The following is an 18,722-nucleotide window of genomic DNA, read 5'->3' on the forward strand; positions in this document are numbered from 1 at the left end:
TGCATCTCACGAACCCAAGCAATTCTTTCCATAGCCTCATGACGGCTTGATTCCGCCCATATCGAAATCCTCCTCGCGGTAGGGGAAACGATAGAACCCATGAAACTGGGTTGCCAGAAACGTCACGAATGCTTTGATCTGCGGGTTAGAAAACCGATGGGCATGATAATAGATGCCGACCGAAACCGCATCGGATGTCCATTCTGGCAGGATAGGGACCAGGATCCCGGCGCGAACCTCTTCAATAGTGAACCATTCAGGGAAAAAGCCGATTCCCATGCCTTGGATTACGGATAGCTTCGCCAGCCAGTTGTCGTTGGTCGATGTTCTACCGTTCGGATGAATGACGACACGTTCATGCCCGGTGGCGATCGACCAGGCACCGGTACCGCCAGCGTTACGGTTTTCAATCAACGGATGGCGGCGCAACTCGTCGATGTGCGTTGGAGCACCATTGTCGCGAATGTAATCTGGCGAGGCGTAGAGACAGCTGACGTACCGCGCGATGCGACGGTGGATCAGGTTCTTGGCCTCGTCTTCCGGGGGTGGGCCGGCGAAAATGATGCAATCGAGGCCAGCGTCGCGATGAAACAGGTCTACCTTGTTGAGCACCGCAAGGTCAAACGAGACGTCATCGTTGCGCCTGAGATATTGCAGGCACATGGGCGCCATGAGGTTGGTCCCCAGTTCGTCCGTCGTGCCGATCCGCAATTTCACGATACTCTTGAGACGCGTCGTTCGAACGGCATCTTCGGCGCGCTCGCAGGCGCGAACGACATCCTGAGCATGGTTGAGAAACGCATGGCCCTCATCGGTCAGGATAAGCCGGCTTCCCTTCCGTTCGAACAGCGCGGCTCCCAGCGCCGCCTCTAGCCGCCTAAGTCCATGGCTCAGGCTACTTTTGGGAATTCCGTATCTGCGTGCTGCGTCGGAAAGCGAACCGGTCGAGGCGATCCGTTCGAAGGCGCGAATGTCATCCAGCTGCATGATATCACTCGTTCAAAATCTTGGACGATAGTTTGCATCTCAAAGGGCTGACAGCAGGTCAAGCGTCAATAAGATCGGCAGCGACCCGACCACGGCCATATTTGCTCAAGCCCGATCACACGTTCGGGCAATAGGAGAAGCCCGGATGAAGAGACACTGCGTGCAATCCTTTGTTCATCAACTCGCTGCCGCGCTTTTGCTAGGGATGTCTATTGCGACAGTCGGTCATGCCCAGACCGTGCCTGCCAAATTCATCCTCGACCAGGATTTCGCCGGACCAGGGGGATCTGACCTGCAGCCCATTCTTTTCTTCCTCGACAATCCGAAGGTAGAGCTCCTCGGATTGACGGGGGTCACGGGCGATGAATGGATGCCAAAGGGCGTTGCCCAAACACTTCGGTTTCTGGAGATCGCGCAGCATCCGCAAATCCCGGTCTACAAGGGCGCGCTGATGCCGCTTATCAATACGCCTGCTTGGGAAGCACAATACGGGAAACTCAGTTGGAAGGGGGCGTGGAATAAGGCGGAGGCGGATGGGACGACACCGGCGTTCGATCCAATGAAGGTGCCGGATCTTCAGGAAGGCATGCCGACGACGAAACCTCAAACACAATCGGCTATCGATTTCATGATCGAGGAGGTTCACAAATATCCAGGTCAGATAACGATCGTCGCCGCGGGGCCATTGACCAATATAGCGCTCGCTGTCCGAACCGACCCGCAATTTGCATCACTTGTAAAAACCTTGCTGGTCACCGGGGCGCCCAAAGCGACTTTCGATCCTGCGTCAGGTAACGTACTGTCGGCCGATGCCTTCAATTCCATCTTCGATCCGGAGGCTGCCCATATCGTCATGACGGCGGGGTTTCCATCGATTGTGGCGACTGGCCTCGTTACGGATGCGGTGTCAGTCGATGAAACGCTGATCAAGGACATGAAGGCAAAATCACCGGCCTTGACAGATTATCTCGTGAAGAATGCCTGGAAAGATCTGCCAATGTGGGACGAGATCACCACGGCGATCGCCATCGATCCAACGCTTGCCACGAAAACCACCGAGGTCCTTGCGGACGTCGATATCGGCGAGGGCCGCCAGCGCGGCCAGTTCATCGTCTTTGACGCCAAGGGGGCACCCGCAAAGGTCGGCAAGATCACCGTCGTTCTTGATATCGACCGCGCGCGGTTCAGAGAAATGTTTATCGAGGCGGTGGCGCGTTAGATCCACTTGCGAGGGGTTGGAGTTGGCGCGACAGCCCCTTTTGGTGCTCAGCGGCGATTGCTGTTCATCATAGAGCCCCGAAACGAATTGATATGCGTCCTGATTGCCAACGACAGCGGATCTCCCAGGACGAACGTGCTTTCGCTCGTCTCGGCCAGAAAGCTGACGTCGGCCCCCGTCCATTGCCGTTTAAGGCGGGGCCAAAACGCTGAACCGGCGAGCCGCCCTAGCTCGACTGGGCGGCCGCGCACGCGCTCATCATGCACTGTCGAGACGCCTAGACACGACGTAGCGGCTGCTTGCAGCAGCCATTCCTCGAACGATCTGTTAGCTTCAAATTTCCGGTCAGGCGTTCGATTTGCCGCCAAGAGGCAAACACAGCGGGGTGCCGTCAGCGGGATGCGGAATGACGATCGCCTCGACACCAAAAATGACCTTGATGAAGGCCGGTGTCAGCAAGGCAGAGGGGCTTCCCGTGGCAACTATGCCGCCATCTGCAACAGCTACCAAGTGGTCGGCATATTGTGCCGCGTGGTTGAGGTCGTGCACAACAATGATGATCGTTCGGCCCTGATCCACGTTCAGCTTCCTCAAGAGCTCGAGAATTTCCAGCTGATGGGCGATGTCCAGATAGGTCGTCGGCTCATCGAGCAGGAGGAGCGGAGTTTCCTGCGCCAGCGCCATGGCAATCCAAGCGCGCTGTCTTTGACCGCCGGACAGGCGATCGAGTTGGCGCTCGGCAAGTTCAAGAAGTCCGGTGGACGCCAGCGCCTGCTCGACAATCATTTCGTCTTGCCGGCCTGGACGTGACAGGATGCCTTTGTGCGGATGGCGGCCGAAGCGGCAGAGTTGTCGCACCGTCAGGCCGTCCGGAGACACCGGGCTTTGAGGCAAGAGGGCGAGCGACTGGGCGACCGTTCGTGCCGCGATTGTTCGGATCGGTTTGCCGTCGAGATAGACCGTGCCGGAAGACGGTTGGATGACGCGCGCCAGCGTGCGCAGCAGGGTCGACTTGCCGCTGCCGTTTGCGCCTATCAGGGCCGTGATTTTCCCATCCGGGATCGCGAGATCGACATCGCGAAGTACAGGGGCTGCGGCATAGCCGACGGTGATTTTTTCACAGCGAAGGCGTGTCGGATGGGTTTCAGCCATGGCGACCTGTCTCCTTGATCAATAGAAAGACAAGATAGGGGCCGCCGATCACAGCGGCGACGATACCGGCGGGAATTTCATTCGGCAGGGCGACCACCCTTCCGATCAGATCTGCTGAGGAAAGGGCGAGAGCGCCGAAGAGGGCGCCCGCCGGCACGAGATGACGTGCGCGAGTGCCGACGAAAAGGCGTGCGGCATGCGGTGCGATAAGCCCAAGAAAGCCCATGCTGCCCACAGCCGCCACACCGCCGGCGCACAGGAGAACGGAGATGAGGATCAGAATACCACGAAGGGCATGCGGCGCAATTCCCAAGCTCGTCAACGTGTCATCGCCAAAGCCGCTAGCATCGAGACGCAGCGCAGCGAAGACCACGGTCGGCAGGCAGAGGACGAGCCAGAGCGAGAGGAAGAAGACATGGCGCGCGGTACTACCGTAGACGCTCCCGGCCAGCCAGACCATCGACTGGTCGGCGCGGGAAGGGTGAAGCACCATGATATATTGTATCAGCGCTTGGGCTAGTAGGCCGAGGGCGACGCCCGTCAGCGCGAGCAAAGCAACGCCGCCGAAGCGCCGACCGATGAAAAGAAGTGCGACCGCACCTAACAGGGCGCCTGCAATCACGCCAAGCGGCACGGACCAACTCATCCAGGTCGGCGGTGTCGCGAGCCCCGCGAGAAAAGCGCCGAGGCCCGCCCATTTGGTGATGCCGACGACGTCCGGTGAAGCTAGTGGATTGCGCAACGCGCCCTGCAGGAAAACGCCGGCGAGGCCGAAGGAGAGACCTGCCAGAAGGGAGACGGCAATCCGCGGTAGACGGTATTGCATCACGATGAAGGCGTTCCTGCCGCCGCCGAGCGCGTCGAGAACCTCGCGAAAACCGAGCGTGACGGCACCCGCCATGATGCCCAGAAGAGCGACGGCCGCAAGCAGCAGAAAAAGGATGCTGCAGACGCCGATGGCACGCACGTCTGTCTGTCGCTCCATCGCGCGGCTCATACACCTCTCCGCCGGTTGAGCAGCAGAAGAAAGGCAGGAGCTCCGATCAGGGCGGTCACGATGCCAACGGGCACTTCAGACGGAAAGGCGGCGATGCGGCCGAGAAGGTCGGCGGTGTTGAGCAGAAGCGGACCGCAGAGCAGGGAGAGGGCAAGGACGGTTGCCTGGTCGCTGCCGACGAGACGCCGGACGATATGCGGCACCAGGAGCCCGATGAAGCCTATGGGTCCGCTGACGGCGACGGCTGAGCCGGCCAGAACGACGATGAGTACCGCAGCCAGGGCGCCGACGCGCCGCGCATTCTGCCCGAGTGACAGACCGGTGCCTTCATCGAGCGACAGGACGCCGAAATGCCGCCCGGCAACAAGCGCCAATCCGCCGCCCACCAGCGAGAACGGCAGGATCGTCCAGACCTTGGACCATTGCGCGCCGTTGACCGAGCCGGCAAGCCAGTACACGATGTCCTGCGCCGCATTATTGGCGATCAGGATTGCTTGGACGAGAGCGGACAGCACGAGCTGGATCGAGAAACCGGCAAGGGCGAGTTTCATATCGTTCATTGTCCCCGATACGGAGAGCGCCCACATCGCAAAGCCCACGATGGCGGCGCCCACGAAGGCCGGCCAGACTGTACCTGCTCCCCGAAGCGCCGGAAAGGCGATCAGGCAGACGACGATCGCAAGCGACGCACCTGCATTGATGCCGAAGGTCTGCGGCGACGCCAGCGGGTTGCGTGTCAGGGTCTGGATCAGGACACCGGCCACCGCCAGATTGGCGCCGACCAGAATCGCAAGAAGGACACGCGGCAAGCGGATGTCCCAGACAAGCGCGCTTTCAGGCGACCTGTCTGGAGCAAGCAGAAGCCGCAGGGCCGTCGTTGGCGACGATTGTGATACACCGAAGGCAGCCCCGGCGATCAGGCTTGCGGCCAGAAACACGAAGAGAAGGGCTGCGACGAGAAGTGGCCGCCGTATTTTGTTGTCCGGGCTTCTGGAGGCCGTCACCGTCACGATTCTCTACCCCGCCCTGTAGACCTTGGTCAGCAGCTCCCGGACGATCATCTCGGCCGTTCGCAATCCGCGGAACCGGGCGAACTGGTTGCGATCGACCTCGAAGACCATGTTGCCTCTGATTGCCGCGATGTTGGCCCAGGCGGCATTTCCCTTCCATTCGTCGAGCGCGGTACCGCCCGGGTCGGTAGCGACAAGCAAGATGTCGGGATTGACCGCGATCAGCCGCTCAAGGCTGGCCCCGCTCTCCACCGGATCAGAGGACCGGAGGGCGGGTAAGAGGCCGAGGGCCTCAAATACCGAACCGGTGAAGGATGACGAGGTGTGCAGGCTCATCGAATCCGGCGTTGCCACCGCAAGCAGAATGCGACGCTGTTCACCGGACGGGATGTGCGAGGCCAGTGCGGCGATGGTCTCATCGTGCGCTGCAAGCATCTGCTGACCCCTGTCGTGTTCGCCGAGGGCGTCGGCAATGGTTGCCACGCTCTCCTTGATGGTCCTGTAGTCACCTTCCCAGCTATTCAGGATGATGGTTGGCGCAATGGCACTCAGCTGGCCATATATGGCGGCGTGCCGCACCTCATCTGCAATGATCAGGTCCGGCGTAAGCGTGCTGACAAGTTCGAGATTGGGTTCAAGCCGTGTCCCGACGGAGGCGTAGTCGATGCTCTTGCCCAGCAGCAGCTCAATGCGCTGGCGCTGGTTATCGTCGGCTATCCCTGCCGGAACGACGCCGAGCGCATCGAGAGCCTGCACGAAGGAGAATTCCAGCGCCACGATGCGGCCTGGTCTGCCGACGATTTCCGTGGAGCCAAGCTGGTGGGTAATGCTTCTTGGCGAATCCTCGGCTATGCCGGTTCGGGAAAACATGGCCGACACGATTGTCGAAAGAAGCAGGATGCCTGTTGTTCTGCGCGTAAGGGTAATCATCGTTGGTTCCGGAGAGTGCAACAGGCCGGTACTATACCGGCCCGCAAATTCTACGCGATCAAAAAGCAACCGAGGCACTGACAAAGAAAGTGCGTGGCTGGCCGACGAACTTGCCGCCGTTGTTGTCAGTTGAGCGTGTGAAATATTCGTTGTCGAAGAGGTTTTTTACGCCGAGTGCGAATTTGGGTGCGTTCTTGTTATTTTCCGGCTGGTACGCCAAGCGCAGGTTGACGGTGCCATAGCCCGGGATGTCGCCAAGGCGCCCGGTAGAGTCTTCTTCCGTGATATAGGTTGTGCCGCTTCCGGGGGAGCGCTGCTTCGACTGCGTCGTGATATCCGCATTGATGACCCAGTCGTCATATCGGTAACTTGCACCGACGGTGCCGAAGTGGCGAGAATAAAACGGGAGATCTTTCCCTTTGAAATCCCCTGCCTCGTAAACGGCTTCCGTATAGGTGTAGTTCGCATAGACGGAGAACCCATCCAGTGACGAGGTGAGGCTGCCGAGATCGTAGCGCGCTGCCGCTTCTATTCCCTGGTGGGTGGTTGCGCCGAGATTTGTCCACACGCCTTCACCGACGATGTTTCGGCTGAGCAACAGTTCCTTGTCGAAATCGATGTAGAAGGCCGTCAATTCTCCGCTCAAGGCGTCGCCTTGGTAATGTGTGCCGATTTCATATGTCTTGGCCTTTTCAGGATTAAGGCCATCCGTGGTCGAGGCAAGATGGCTATATTGCTGAGGCCCGAAGGAAACGCCGGCATTTCCGAATATGCTCCAGGCATCATTGATCTGGTAGGCGACGGACAGCGTGGGCAGCAGTTCGTTTGCGTCGAATTGCGGCGAGCGCGATGCAGTCACGACACCGCCGGTGAGGTCATTGACCGTGTTGTTGGTACTGATCATCTCGTAGCGGACGCCAGGCGTGACGGTCCAGTTGCCGAACTGGATCTTGTCGTCGATATAGATGGCGTGTGCCTTGGTGCCGCCTTCGCTGGTCTGGTAGGTGACCATCGGACGCGTATGGGGATTGTAGCCGGGAACGCGGTCGTAATATGCGGTGCGCGCTGCCACCTCGGAGCTTTCCTCCCAGACATAACGATAGCCGACAGTCACCTCGTGCGTGGTGTCGCCGATTTCGAACAGGCGCGAGTAGCGTGGTTCGATGCCGAAAAATTCATAGTCGCGCGGTGCTGAAGTCAGGCGATAGCGGTTTGCGCTTGTCCCCGTTCCCTGCTGTTCGACGAAGCTGCCGCGGAACGAGTTCACATAGTAGCCGAGGATCTCGAAGTTGTTTTCGCCGTCATTGTGCTGATAGCGCAGCGAGATATCATTACGGCGCCCATTGAACTCGTCGTATTGCCGTGTCGACTGGAACGGGTCTGCCGCATATTGACCCGTTGTCAGGCCCCCTGGCATTTGCCCTTCGCCGCTGTAGTGATGATATTGCAGGCTCAGCGCGTCCGTATCCGAAAACTCGTATTTGCCCTTGAAGATCAGGTCGTCGATATCCGTGCGGTCGTTGCGGTTACGATAACCGGTGCCATGAATGCCCGAATAGAGAAGCGCGGCTCCAAGCCCGTCGTCATTGGTCCCGCCGATCAGCAAACTCGGTGTTGCCTTGGCGCCGCCGCCGGATTCAGCAGAGGAAGACATGCGAACGGTGACGTCATCCGGGATCGGGTGTGTCACGAAATTTATGATTCCGCCGACATTCTGTGGGCCGTAGCGTACCGAGCCCGCCCCGCGCACCACGTCCACGGTATCGACATTGCCCAGCGCAAGCGGGAAAAGCGACAATTGCGGCTGGCCATAGGGCGCATAGGACAGCGGAATGCCATCCATCAACACGGTGGAGCGTGGCGACAGGCGCGAGGTGAGGCCTCGAACACCTAGGTTGAGGGAGACGTCGCTGCCGCCGGTGCCGGCGCTTTCCTGCACCTGGACACCGGGAATCTGGTTAAGGGCGTCGCGAATGTCGATGGCACCCCGCTCTTCCAGCTCCGTTTTGTCCATGATGGTGCGAGCGCCGGGGTGCTTCAGCGCCAATTCCTTGTTTGGCTGCTCCAGCCAGTTGCCAGTAATGGTGATGGTTTCAAGGCGTGTTTCGCCGCCATTGGCGCTATCCTGCGCGAAAACGCTGGCGGGTGCGAAGGCCACCGAAGCGAGGAGAATGGAATTTGTTAATCTACGGTAGGAAATCATCAGAGCCCCAAACTGAAAGTAGGACAACAAAATTCCTTCCGTGCCGGTACGGCGCGGTAAAGGGATCATCGGTTTGAAATGGTGTGCGGGAGCGGGCGCTTGCGCGCTTCCGCTAGAAAAGGATTTTTCGAATGTGTCTCATGAGTGCCCCTCGACAGAAAATACGGGATCGGCGCTGTTACCCGCGGATATGTCGTCGTCACTACATTATTGAAGTGCGGATATCAATAAAACATTACTGATATTCTCATCTTTTTGAATGGCGCCTTTCGAGATGCGCTATTGCGGTATCTGTTCGCGCAGCCGTGCAAGGCGCTTTCGGCTCTTGAGCGCTCGATCCTGGTTGCGCGCAGCAATGCCGTAGGCAAGAATATCCGACGTGACGACGGCGCCGAGCGTCCAGCTTGCAAGTCCGGCCGCGGAGCCGACGCATGTCAGCACTGCGGAAGCCCTGTCGCAATAAAGCTCCGTCAGTTGGACGCCGCATACCAGGATGACACGACAGCCAATGTCGCTGACCTGATTGACGATGAGCCGCAATTCGGCAGTGTCGCGGGCGACTTGGAACAGAATGACGACATCCTCCTGCCGCAGTTCAACCAACTCGTTTGCGAGCGAAAAGCCGGACGATCCGGAATGACGGGTTCTCAGCCCGACGCGGCTGAGTGCTGTCGCGCAATGCCTTGCTTCTACCTCGGATCGTCCCAGGCCCAGGCACCACACCGTATCGGCAGCGTCGAGCAACCGGATAGCGTTCGCAAGCGAATCGATCTCCAATTTTTCTTCACATGAGGTCATGATCTCATGCGCTGTGGAGAAGATGTGTTTTTTGATCCTGCCAAGATCGTCGCCGGTAGCGCGGAACCGCTGCGACAGCCGTTCCGTTGTTGGAACGCTTTTGGCCATGTTGCGGCTCGAGAGCCGCTTGAGTTCCGGCAGGCCGGTAAAGCCGAGCCGTCGCGCTGCACGAATGACCGTTGCGTCGCTCGTACCGCTCTTGGCCGCTATATCTTCGGCGCTTTCGAAGATCAGGATATCGATCGGCGTTGCCAGTAAATATTCAGCAACAGCCAGTTCCGAACGGCTGAGTTTCGATTTGTGCTGCTGAAAGCGATCCTGCAGCACCATGTGATTATTATCGTTCATGTCATTCCCGTTTTGAAAATGAAGTGCTCACGACAAACTAGATAGCTGACAACCCTTTCCATCGAAACAGGAAATTCGTTCACTGATGAGAATGAGCGGCGAAGGGATGAGCGGGCATGGGCGTTCCGATCTTCGATTCAACCAACGGCGAGATGATGGAAGCGCCCGGCGACGCTTCGATCGCTGAATTGCGCATCCGGGATGGCAAGCGGGAGTCGGTATTCAATTCCTGTGTCCGTCCGCTGCCGTCACGCCCAAACCTGATAATGATCACAGATGCGCTGGTCACGCGTCTCATCTTCGATGGGAAGCGGGCGCGGGGAGTTGAAGTGCTGATCGATGGTCGGCGGCGCCAGTTCCTGGGGCACTGTGAAACCTTGCTGTCGCCTGGAGCGATGAATACGCCGAAGGTCCTTATGCGGTCAGGTATCGGCCCGGAAGACGAGCTAAAATCGCATGGTATTCCGGTTGTCCAACATCTGCCGGGGCGTCGGCCGCAATCACAAGGATCACCTCGCCTTTGGCTGCACATGGGCCTATCGAAAGCCAGAAGCGGTTGGTGGTAGCACTCACCCGGCTCAAAGGGCTTCACCATCCCTGAACGACCTAGCGGTGGGCCCAAGAAATTCAGAACTCTTCACTTTGCCGACCTCCTTGAAATGCTCGATCAATGCGCGGAAAGCTGGCGAGGTTCTTCGTCGGCTCGGGTAGTACAGACTGAAGCCTGGCAGGTCGGTCAGCCATTCTGTGAGAACGTCGACAAGGTTGCCGCCTTTGAGATCGCCGAGAACTTGAGAGCGGAGCAGAAAGCCCAAACCCATCCCGTCTATCACGGCTGACCGAATCGCCGCTCCGTCGTCAAAGATCAACGCAGGGTCAGCTTTGAACTCGAACTTCTGCCGGCCCTTTTGCAATGGCCACCGGAGCAGCCGCGATGAACTCTTGTAGCGGTATGACACGATCCGATGGGCAGCTAGATCTTCTGGAACTAGCGGGATTGGATACCTCTCAAAGTAAGATGTAGACCCTGCAATCACGACAGGGGTCGACTTGGTCAATGGAAGTGCGACCATATCTTTATCGATAAGCGTTCCAAAGCGGATCCCGCCATCGAAGCCTTCCGCCACAATATCATTCAAGCCTTCATTTGTAGAAATTTCGATCTCGACATCAGGGTAGCGCTGACAAAAACTTGGTAGCGCGGGGCGGACGAAGCTTTCAAACGCGGCCGGAATCATCGTCAATCGGATGACGCCCGCCACCGTCTCTCTTGCTTCCTGCAATCTCACCAACTCCTCCCTGAGGTCGCGCATGGCCGGGCTCAGGATTTCCAGCAGGCGCCGCCCCGAACTGGTGGGTGCCACACTTCGGGTAGTTCTTGCGAGAAGAGAAACTCCAACTTTTCTTTCGAGCTGGCTAATCGTGTAGCTGAGGGTGGATTGCTTAACTCCAAGTTCGGATGCCGCGTCCGTGAAGCTTCCGCGGCGTGCAACGGTTTCGAAAACCGCCAGATCGCGAAGGATCAGTCTATCCATTTATCGATCTCCTCTATAGGCCTGCTCGAAGTGCAGTAGTTTATCAATATGTGCCCGGTCGTCTATCCTTGGTGACGAACTTCCAGATTCGTAGCTGCATTGGGCGATAGACTTGGCAGGAGAAGAGAGATGAAGGCGGCCGTATACGATCAAGCAGGACCTCCTGATGTTTTGAGCTATAGAGACGTTCCCGACCCGACAGTGGGACCGGACGATGTCCTCATCGCTATAGATGCGATTTCTATCGAGGGCGGAGACTTAATGAATCGTCGATTCACACAACCTCCCAGCGGCTCGTGGATTGTCGGATATGCGTCTTCCGGACATATCGTGGAAGCCGGTGCAAACGTGAAGACTCGCAAAGTTGGAGACAGAGTTACTGCCTTTGACATGCAGGGTTCACACGCCGAACTCTGGGCCGTACCTGCGACCCGAACGTGGCTTCTACCCTCTGGGGTCGATGCAGCGTCGGCGGCAGCATTGCCGATATCGTTCGGAACGGCTCATCATTGCCTTTTTGCCAGGGGCGGCCTCCTTCGCAATGAGACGGTTCTCGTGCAGGGAGCAGCTGGTGGAGTTGGCCTCGCAGCAGTACAACTCGCAGCTCGAGCCGGGGCAACCGTGATTGCCGTCTCAAGTGGGGGAAAGCGTCTGGAAACAATATCGTCGCTTGGCGCTGATCACGTTATCGACCGATCCTCTGAAGACCTTATTCAAGCTGTGCAGAAGATCACTGAAGGTAACGGTGTCGATCTGGTGATTGATCCTGTTGGGGCCACCTTGCCTTCTTCGCTTGCTATCCTGGCGCCGGAGAGCCGTCTGGTGTTTGTTGGGAATGCGGGCGGTGGCAACCTGTTGGTGGATCTTTGGCCAGCCATGCAGTCAAATCAGACTTTGCTCGGGGTCTTTATGGGTCCAGTTTTCGAAAGGCCCCGGATGCGTTCGACGATCGACGAGTTATTAGTCGCGCTAGAGAACCGCGAGATCGAGGTCAGGGTCGAACGAGCCTTTCCCCTTTCCCAAGCCAGGGACGCCCATGATTTTGCGGAGAGGGCGAAGCCACTAGGACGCGTCATCATGGAGCCGTAATGGTTCCGGCGGCAGGCATTTCGGACCGTGCGGGAGTGGTGGGGCTGGTGGACGTGCAGATATAAAATCCGGCCCCAAAAACTTGAATCTTCATCGGAGCGGGAGGATCTCATTCAGCCACTCCACGCCGCCACGTTTGGCGGCTGGCGGCTTACTAGAGCAAATCCAGCGATCAATGAATCAATTGTGATGTGACGGTGCAATGCGAGGCTGATTCAACATCCACAGCGAAAAGGTGGATGATGGCACGGGCACTGGATGATGACCTTCGATTGCGTTTATTGAAAGCGTCTGCTGCGGGCTTGTCGGCACGGCAGGCTGCGGCTCGCTTCGAGGTTGGCGTTTCGACGGCGAACCGCTGGATTGCAAGAGCGAAAGACGGTCAGCCAACCTCCCGACCGCAAAGTTGGAAGCGCCCGTCGGCACTGGATGCACACGAGGCATTCGTCATCGAACTGATCGAAGAGCGCAAGGACGTGACGCTCGATGAAATGGTTGCGCTCTCGTCTGCCGAACGGCAGGTCAGGATCAGTCGAAGTGCCGTTGGTGCATGGCTGCGCGGCCGCGGCTGGATGTTTAAAAAAAGTCCGCACATGCACTGGAGCAAGACCGGCCCCCGGTGACGTGGCGCGAAATTTAGCACAACTAAATATTCGTTTGGCGAATGATGGAGAGAAAAAACATTCATTTGATAAATCCCGCCTACGCCGAAATAGTGGTTACCGAGCCACTGGGGCGAAGGCTGCTATTCGCTAAAAGCAATCAATAAAAAAGGGAACAAGATGAGAAAAAATGCTGTTTTGCTATACTTGGCGGCTTGCGCCAGCTTTGCGGTTTCTCCGGCTATTGCAAGGGATATTACGGTAGGATTGAGCGGTACCGTAACCTCGGTCGATCCGCATTTTTATAATGCCTCTCCAAACAACAGCATCGCCATGCAGATATTCGACAGGCTGACCGAGCGAACTGCCCAAGGGCAGCTTGTCGAGGGCCTTGCAACGAAATGGGAGGCCGCTTCCGAAACCAAATGGCGGTTTACCCTTCGCGAGGGCGTGAAATGGCATGACGGAAAACCCTTCACTGCCGATGACGTGGTGTTCACGCTCGGTCGCGCGGGAAATGTTCCCAACAGCCCCGGCGGCTTCGGCGGCTTCATCAGAAATGTCGCAAGTGTCGAAGCTGATGGAAATCTTGCGGTCATCATCAACACGAAGGCACCGGCGCCTACCCTTCCGGGCGACCTTGCCAACATCGCGATCATTTCCCGGCACGTCGGGGAGAGCGCGGACACCGCAGACTATAATTCCGGAAAGGCGGCAATCGGCACCGGCGCCTTTCGCTTCTCTACTTTCAAGCAGGGCATCGAAGTCGGGCTGGAGCGCAATCCCGAATGGTGGGGTAAGAAAGTGGACTGGGACCATGCGACCTACCGCATGATCTCCAGTGCCAGCGCGCGTACCACGGCCATTCTGGCGGGTGATGTCGACATTATCGATGCTCCCGCCGCCACCGATATTGCCCGCTTCAAGTCGACAGCCAATCTGTCCTTCGTCTCCACGCCCGGTCTGCGCGTGATCTATCTGGCGCCGACGACATCGGGCGAAACCTGGAAAGCCAATGTGAAGGGGCCGAATGGCGAAGCGCTGGAGACAAACCCGCTTGCCGATGCGCGCGTCCGCAACGCTTTGTCCGTGGCGATAAACCGTCAGGGTATCGTGGACAAGATTATGGAAGGTACAGCGACGGCATCCGGCCAATGGTTGCCCAAAGGCGCCTTTTCCTACACCGACGACATTCAGCCACCGAAGCCTGACGCGGCGACCGCCAAGAAGATGCTTGCTGATGCCGGCTTCCCGAACGGTTTCCAACTGACTGTTCACGTGCCAAACGACCGCTATCCCAACGCGCCTGCAGTCGTTCAAGCCGTTGCACAGATGTGGACGCGCATTGGCGTAAAGACGAATGTGGAAGCCCTGCCGTGGACAACCTTCTCGTCGCGTAAATCGGAATTCTCCATGAAGCTGCTGGGGCTCGGCAACGCCACCTATGATGCAAGCTCCATGTTGGTGAACGTGCTCGGAACCGTTGATCCCAAGCGCGGACTGGGTGCTTCAAATGACAGCGGATACTCCAATCCGGCACTCGATGATCTCGTCGCGAAGGCGATGACGATTTACGACGACAAGGCTCGCGAGACGGCCCTTGTCGAGGCGGTCAAGGTTGCGGTGAATGACGGCGCCATCATACCTCTTTACCAGCAGAGCAATGCCTGGGTTACGCGCAAAGGCCTGTCCTATGCACCGCGCATCGATGAGCGTACGCTCGTGAAGGATATATCCGAATAAGTCGCACTGGCGGATCGGAATGTTTTCGATCCGCCGCCGCCACGTCCTGCGCGCAGATGAGCGGCTTTTGCACAGGAATGCAAAACCTGAAATGCGGTATATCTGACAGCGCCCGCATGTCGAAATCGGCGGGCCGTCGCCACATCATCAATTTTTTGAGGGTATCATGACCCTATGGATTATCCAGCGCCTGTTGCAAGCGATCCTGGTCGCTCTGGCAATGGCCGTGATCGTGTTTATTGGCCTTCACCTGATAGGCAGCCCGATCGAAACCCTGCTTCCGGCGGAAGCCACCCATGAAGATCGCCTGCGGCTGATCGCCGATCTCGGCCTTGATCGCCCGCTTTACGAACAGTTCTTTCTGTTTCTGAAAGGTGTCCTCCAGGGAAATCTTGGCATCAGCTATGTCTACAAGGAGCCGGCTGTCGAGTTGATCCTGTCCCGCCTGCCGGCGACATTGGAGCTTGCCTTTGCGGCCGTCCTGCTGTCACTCGTCTTCGGCGTGCCTCTCGGCCTCATGGCGGGTTGGAAACCCGAGAGCCCATTTTCCCGGATGATCATGGTCGGTTCGATCTTCGGTTTCAGTCTGCCGATCTTCTGGATAGCCATTCTGCTTATCATGATATTCAGCGTGCAGCTGGGCTGGCTGCCGAGTTCAGGTCGCGGTGCAACCGAAACCCTGTTTGGCATTCCCTGGTCCTTCGTCACGCTGGACGGGCTCAGGCACATGGTGCTGCCGGCAGTCAGCCTTTCGCTGTTTAACATTTCCATGGTGACGCGCCTGACCGAAGCCGGTGTCCGCGAAGCAATGTCCAGCGAATATGTGCGATTTGCCAAAGCCAAGGGCCTTTCACCACGGCGCATACTCGGCATCCATGTTCTCAAGAACGTGATGATACCGGTCGTGACCGTTGTCGGGCTCGATATCGGCCAGACAATCGCCTTTTCTGTCGTCACCGAAACAATCTTTGCCTGGCCCGGCGTCGGAAAGATCATCATCGACAGCATCTCCGCGCTCGATCGCCCCGTGATCGTGGCCTATCTCATGCTTGTGGTCATCATGTTCGTCATCATCAATCTCGTCGTCGATGTCACCTACAGGCTGCTCGATCCACGTATCCGACTTCAGGGAGAGTGACGTGCAAGCTATCCCCGTCTCCGCAAAACTTCGACCCGGGCTGCAATTCCTGCGGCAGTTTGCACGCTCGCCGCTCGCGCTTATTGGCCTCATCCTGATGATCCTTATCGTCCTGCTGGCGATCTTCGCGCCGATGCTGTCGCCTCAGAACCCCTACGACCTGATGCAACTTGACATCATGGATGGCCGCATGCCGCCGGGATCGGAGGCGTCCGCCGGCTTCACTTTCCTGTTCGGCTCGGACGATCAGGGGCGCGACATGCTTTCCGCCATTCTCCACGGTCTGCGGATCAGCCTGATCGTCGGTCTTGGATCGGCGGCCATCGCCTTCATCATCGGCACCGCTTTCGGCCTGACAGCTGCCTATGTCGGCGGCAAGGTGGAGACGGCAATGATGCGCGTGGTCGATCTTCAACTTTCCTTTCCCACCATCCTTTCGGCGCTCCTCATTCTTGCGCTGCTCGGGAAAAGCGTCGGCAACGTTGTCTTCGCAATCGTTCTTGTAGAATGGGCGACATACGCCCGCACCGCACGCGGCGCGGCACTGACGGAACTTCGCCGCGAATATGTCGAAGCGGCAAGGTCGTTGCGCCTTCCCCACCGGAATATTCTTTTTCGCCAGCTTCTGCCAAACTGCCTGTCACCGCTGGTCGTCCTGCTCACCATGCAGGTTGCCCGCGCAATCACGCTTGAGGCGACGCTCAGCTTTCTTGGCCTCGGCGTGCCCGTTACCGAACCGTCGCTCGGGCTTCTCATTTCCAGCGGTTATGAATTCATGCTGTCGGGCACCTACTGGATCGCGCTGTTTCCAGGAATAGCGCTACTTGTGACCATCTTTGCGATCAACCTTGTCGGCGATCGCCTACGTCAAATGCTCGATCCGAAGGCTGCACAGAAATGACCGCCATGCTTGAAATCAAAGGTTTGAAGACTGAAGTCGTGACCGCCGAAGGCCTTGTCACCCTTATCGACGACATCAATCTCGAGCTCGCAGCCGGTGAAGTGATGGGGCTGGTCGGTGAATCCGGATCCGGGAAATCGGTAACCGGCCTGTCGATCATGGGATTGATCGATAAGCCGGCCCGGGTGACGGGTGGGCAGATACTCTTCAAGGGCAGGGATTTGCGAAACCTCTCCGAAAGAGAGCTGCGCTCCATCCGTGGCAACCGGATCGCCATGATTTTCCAGGATCCAATGTCAACGCTCAACCCCGTCCTGCGGATCGACACGCAGATGATGGAGGTGGTGCATGCCCATGAAGCCATCAGCAGGCAGGCGGCCCGCGAGAGGGCGCGCGATGCCTTGGGCATGGTCGGCATTCCAAGCCCTGAGGAGAGGCTGAGCGCCTACCCGCATCAATTCTCCGGCGGCATGCGGCAGAGAGTCGCCATTGCCATCGCGCTCTTGATGTCTCCGGATCTCATCATCGCCGATGAACCGACCACCGCCCTTGATGTCACCATTCAGGCGCAGATCCTTTCGATCGTGCAAAAGCTCGCCCGCGAAAAGGGAACTGCCCTCATATGGGTCACCCATGACCTCTCGGTCGTCGCTGGCCTCGCGGATCGCGTTTCGGTCATGTATGCCGGCCGTATCGCCGAGCAGGGCAACACGGCCGACCTGCTTCGCCGCCCCATGCATCCCTATACGAACGGCTTGATGGCGAGCCTTCCCGCGCACAACAAGCGCGGTTCCAGGCTCAAACAGATATCGGGCACGACACCCTCCGTCGCCAATATGCCGAAAGGTTGCGCCTTTCATCCCCGCTGTTCGTCAGCGACCGAGCTCTGTCTCAGTCCACCGCAGCTTGAACCTGTCGAAGGGCGACTTCTTCGATGTTTTCACCCCGTCATGGAAGGAGCGCCAGCATGAGCAATCGACTGGAGGTCCGCAACGTCAGCAAGCGCTTCAGCCGCAAATCCGGCCTGATCGAACGTGGCGCCGAGTTCATCGGCCTGAAATCCCCCAATCCCGTCGTCCGCGCTCTGGATGATGTTAGTCTTACCGTCGCAGAAGGCGAAGTCGTCGGAATCGTCGGCGAGTCCGGCTGCGGGAAGTCGACGCTTGGACGTGTAGTGGCCGGTCTGCTGCAGGCGTCAGACGGAACGGTACTCTTCCGGGACAAGCGTCTTCAGGATATGCAGGGCGACGAGGCGGAGACGGCGCGGCTGAAGGTCCAGATGATCTTTCAGGATCCGTCCTCCTCTCTCAATCCCCGTCAGCGGGTGCATGAGATAATTGGCGCAGCGCCCCTGCATCATGGGCTGACCACGGCGCGGCAGTTGGATGATTATGTCACCCAGCAGATGGTGCGCGCTGGTCTCGACCCCACAATGGCATCCCGCTTTCCTCACCAGTTTAGCGGTGGGCAGCGCCAGCGTATCGGCATCGCACGCGCGCTTGCCGTTCAACCGGACATGCTGATCTGCGACGAGTCGGTCGCGGCTCTCGATGTGTCGATCCAGGCGCAGATACTGAATCTGTTTCTGGACCTCAGGAAGCAGCTGGGCCTCACATATATCTTCATCAGCCATGACCTCTCGGTTGTTGAGCATATCTCCGATCGCGTCGTCGTGATGTATCTCGGACGTGTGGTGGAAGAGGCGACCGTCGAGGAGTTGTTCGCGCATCCCAATCACCCCTATACCCGCGCACTTCTTCAGGAGAGACCGAGCCTCGATCCCGTGCAGCGCAGTTTCACCGCCATCGAAGGCGAAATACCAAGTCCGCTTTCACCACCCTCGGGATGTCACTTTCACCCTCGCTGTCCGCTGGCGATGGAACGGTGCCGGGTCGAGCGGCCGGAGCTGCGCTCGGTCGGTTCGCGCCACAAGAGCGCGTGCCATCTAAACGACTGATATCGGCAAAACCAAATCCAAAACCGCAAAAGGAAAAATTATGTCTGTTTCAGCACCTCTGGAACATTTGTCTGTAGAGCAAGGCCGGGAATTTCCGGCACAAGTATGGAAGC

At 58.2% G+C, this 18,722-nt stretch carries 15 protein-coding genes and 2 pseudogenes; 9 read left to right on the forward strand and 8 right to left on the reverse strand.

The window, feature by feature from the left end; all coding sequences use genetic code 11:
• Nucleotides 1-36: 36 nt before the first annotated feature.
• Nucleotides 37-987, reverse strand: coding sequence for a LysR family transcriptional regulator (locus tag V6S97_RS26460; protein ID WP_334428070.1), 951 nt, complete (start codon nucleotides 985-987; stop codon nucleotides 37-39).
• A gap of 145 nt (nucleotides 988-1,132) precedes the next feature.
• On the opposite strand from V6S97_RS26460, the gene V6S97_RS26465 reads away from it, so the two are divergent.
• Complete coding sequence (locus tag V6S97_RS26465) at nucleotides 1,133-2,206, forward strand: nucleoside hydrolase (protein WP_334428071.1); 1,074 nt, start codon at nucleotides 1,133-1,135, stop codon at nucleotides 2,204-2,206.
• A 345-nt stretch (nucleotides 2,207-2,551) separates the two neighbouring features.
• On the opposite strand, the gene V6S97_RS26470 is transcribed toward V6S97_RS26465, so the two are convergent.
• From V6S97_RS26470 to V6S97_RS26495, 6 genes are all read right to left on the reverse strand, one after another.
• Nucleotides 2,552-3,358 (reverse strand): ABC transporter ATP-binding protein, encoded by an 807-nt coding sequence (locus V6S97_RS26470; RefSeq protein WP_334428072.1) that lies wholly within the window; start codon nucleotides 3,356-3,358, stop codon nucleotides 2,552-2,554.
• Nucleotides 3,351-4,355, reverse strand: coding sequence for a FecCD family ABC transporter permease (locus V6S97_RS26475; RefSeq protein ID WP_334428073.1), 1,005 nt, complete (start codon nucleotides 4,353-4,355; stop codon nucleotides 3,351-3,353). Before V6S97_RS26475 ends, V6S97_RS26470 begins: the two co-directional genes overlap by 8 nt.
• Nucleotides 4,352-5,365, reverse strand: a complete 1,014-nt coding sequence (locus tag V6S97_RS26480; RefSeq protein ID WP_334428075.1) for a FecCD family ABC transporter permease — start codon at nucleotides 5,363-5,365, stop codon at nucleotides 4,352-4,354. The genes V6S97_RS26475 and V6S97_RS26480 overlap by 4 nt, the downstream gene beginning before the upstream one ends.
• Before the next feature lie 6 nt (nucleotides 5,366-5,371).
• Nucleotides 5,372-6,295 (reverse strand): ABC transporter substrate-binding protein, encoded by a 924-nt coding sequence (locus V6S97_RS26485; RefSeq protein WP_334428076.1) that lies wholly within the window; start codon nucleotides 6,293-6,295, stop codon nucleotides 5,372-5,374.
• Nucleotides 6,296-6,353: 58 nt separating this feature from the next.
• Nucleotides 6,354-8,498: a TonB-dependent receptor family protein gene (locus V6S97_RS26490; RefSeq protein ID WP_334428077.1), complete on the reverse strand. Its 2,145-nt coding sequence runs from the start codon at nucleotides 8,496-8,498 to the stop codon at nucleotides 6,354-6,356.
• A gap of 279 nt (nucleotides 8,499-8,777) precedes the next feature.
• Nucleotides 8,778-9,644, reverse strand: a complete 867-nt coding sequence (locus tag V6S97_RS26495) for a MurR/RpiR family transcriptional regulator (protein ID WP_129567089.1) — start codon at nucleotides 9,642-9,644, stop codon at nucleotides 8,778-8,780.
• A 119-nt stretch (nucleotides 9,645-9,763) separates the two neighbouring features.
• Between V6S97_RS26495 and V6S97_RS26500 the strand changes: the two are divergent.
• Nucleotides 9,764-10,211, forward strand: a pseudogene (locus V6S97_RS26500) (GMC family oxidoreductase N-terminal domain-containing protein); the annotation flags it as partial.
• 11 nt (nucleotides 10,212-10,222) lie between these two features.
• On the opposite strand, the gene V6S97_RS26505 reads toward V6S97_RS26500, so the two are convergent.
• Nucleotides 10,223-11,179, reverse strand: coding sequence for a LysR substrate-binding domain-containing protein (locus V6S97_RS26505; protein ID WP_307008217.1), 957 nt, complete (start codon nucleotides 11,177-11,179; stop codon nucleotides 10,223-10,225).
• A 129-nt stretch (nucleotides 11,180-11,308) separates the two neighbouring features.
• On the opposite strand from V6S97_RS26505, the gene V6S97_RS26510 reads away from it, so the two are divergent.
• The 7 genes and pseudogenes from V6S97_RS26510 (at nucleotide 11,309) to V6S97_RS26540 (ending at nucleotide 18,609) form a co-directional block, all read left to right on the forward strand.
• Nucleotides 11,309-12,268, forward strand: a complete 960-nt coding sequence (locus tag V6S97_RS26510; RefSeq protein ID WP_129567091.1) for a quinone oxidoreductase family protein — start codon at nucleotides 11,309-11,311, stop codon at nucleotides 12,266-12,268.
• 242 nt (nucleotides 12,269-12,510) lie between these two features.
• A pseudogene (locus V6S97_RS26515) lies at nucleotides 12,511-12,890 on the forward strand (helix-turn-helix domain-containing protein); the annotation flags it as partial.
• A 247-nt stretch (nucleotides 12,891-13,137) separates the two neighbouring features.
• Nucleotides 13,138-14,613, forward strand: coding sequence for an ABC transporter substrate-binding protein (locus V6S97_RS26520; protein WP_334428078.1), 1,476 nt, complete (start codon nucleotides 13,138-13,140; stop codon nucleotides 14,611-14,613).
• Nucleotides 14,614-14,779: 166 nt separating this feature from the next.
• Nucleotides 14,780-15,751, forward strand: a complete 972-nt coding sequence (locus tag V6S97_RS26525) for an ABC transporter permease (RefSeq protein WP_162697687.1) — start codon at nucleotides 14,780-14,782, stop codon at nucleotides 15,749-15,751.
• 1 nt (nucleotide 15,752) lies between these two features.
• Nucleotides 15,753-16,652 (forward strand): ABC transporter permease, encoded by a 900-nt coding sequence (locus V6S97_RS26530; protein ID WP_060726597.1) that lies wholly within the window; start codon nucleotides 15,753-15,755, stop codon nucleotides 16,650-16,652.
• On the forward strand, nucleotides 16,649-17,623 hold the full coding sequence (locus V6S97_RS26535) for an ABC transporter ATP-binding protein (RefSeq protein ID WP_060726598.1): 975 nt from the start codon (nucleotides 16,649-16,651) through the stop codon (nucleotides 17,621-17,623). The genes V6S97_RS26530 and V6S97_RS26535 overlap by 4 nt, the downstream gene beginning before the upstream one ends.
• The gene (locus V6S97_RS26540) at nucleotides 17,620-18,609 is read left to right on the forward strand and encodes an ABC transporter ATP-binding protein (RefSeq protein WP_129567093.1); all 990 of its coding nucleotides are present in this window, start codon (nucleotides 17,620-17,622) and stop codon (nucleotides 18,607-18,609) included. Before V6S97_RS26535 ends, V6S97_RS26540 begins: the two co-directional genes overlap by 4 nt.
• Nucleotides 18,610-18,722: the final 113 nt, after the last annotated feature.

Source organism: Agrobacterium sp. CCNWLW155 (assembly GCF_036888815.1).
Lineage (GTDB): Bacteria > Pseudomonadota > Alphaproteobacteria > Rhizobiales > Rhizobiaceae > Agrobacterium > Agrobacterium radiobacter.